The 588-nt window shown below is 59.9% G+C and carries 1 protein-coding gene; it reads right to left on the bottom strand.

Features of this window, described 5'->3' with window-relative positions:
- On the bottom strand, window positions 1–471 hold a 471-nt coding region (locus tag NW858_RS11635; protein ID WP_414520559.1), incomplete at its 3' end, for a phycobiliprotein lyase.
- Window positions 472–588 lie beyond the last annotated feature (117 nt).

Here is a 588-nt window from a genome sequence, read left to right as displayed (position 1 = left end):
GATCTGCCGCAGGCGCAGGCGCGGGTTGAGCAGGGTGATGGTATCCACAGCAACGACGCGGGTGTAGGTGGTGGTCATCACCAGTTGCAGGGATTGCGGATCGAAGCGGAAGTCGGCCACCATGGGCCGCTCCTCTTCATAGGCGCGATCGCGCAGATAGTCACCTTCAAGACCACGGGCGCTCTCTCGCCGGGGCACAAACAGCATGTTCAGCTCTTGCCCCACCTCCTCTCCCTTTTCAGAGACAGTCTCAAAGGCAAGGTGGAAGCCCAAGAAGCCGTCGACGCCGTGGTTGGGGTAGTTGTTGTCCCTCAGCACCTTCTCCTTAAGCTCAGGGGTGAGGGTGCGAATGGTGAACTCCGTGCGGGAGCGCTCCACCTCCCCGCGATCCAAGTAGTGGTAGGTGCGCTCGGTGTGCCAGGCGCCAATGCAACAGTTAAAGAAGTAGTGAAATTGCTGGAGGGCGTTCATGCCAGAGCGACTGACAGCTCAACCCAATCCTAAAACGAATTGCAGACAAATAGGCCCGCCCATCCCCGCCGGAGACGATAGACCCCCCTGCCCCCCTTCCTCACCTCAGGTATTGGC

It is taken from the genome of Synechococcus sp. H55.10 (assembly GCF_047502715.1).
Lineage (GTDB): Bacteria > Cyanobacteriota > Cyanobacteriia > Thermostichales > Thermostichaceae > Thermostichus.
This window is presented reverse-complemented; position numbering and strand designations above follow the sequence as displayed.